Consider the following 270-nt stretch of genomic DNA (forward strand, 5'->3'; position numbering starts at 1 on the left):
GCAGCACTTGCGGGTGTTGCGCAACAGCGGCTTTGCCGTCGCCCGCGCCGAAGGCCAGCGCCGCATTTATTCGGTGGAAACACGCGCCTTGCGCGAGGTGGATGAATGGCTCGACCGCTTCCGCGCCTTCTGGGAACCGAAATTGAGCGCGCTTGAGACCGAAATCGCCCGGGGTAAAAGAAAGTGGAAGAAACGGCGCTAACGCACAAGAATGGATTACCGCGGCCCTAAAGGGCCTCGCAATGACGGAAGGTGTGTTTCCACGTCATC

At 60.0% G+C, this 270-nt stretch carries 1 protein-coding gene; it reads left to right on the top strand.

The features are described from left to right. On the top strand, positions 1 to 202 hold a 202-nt coding region (locus ACKX14_RS15880; protein WP_422449363.1), incomplete at its 5' end, for an ArsR/SmtB family transcription factor. Between the last annotated feature and the right edge of the window lie 68 nt (positions 203 to 270).

Origin of the sequence: Thermorhabdus hydrogeniformans (assembly GCF_049310025.1) — a bacterium.
Lineage (GTDB): Bacteria > Bacillota > Thermosediminibacteria > Thermosediminibacterales > Tepidanaerobacteraceae > JBJYKD01.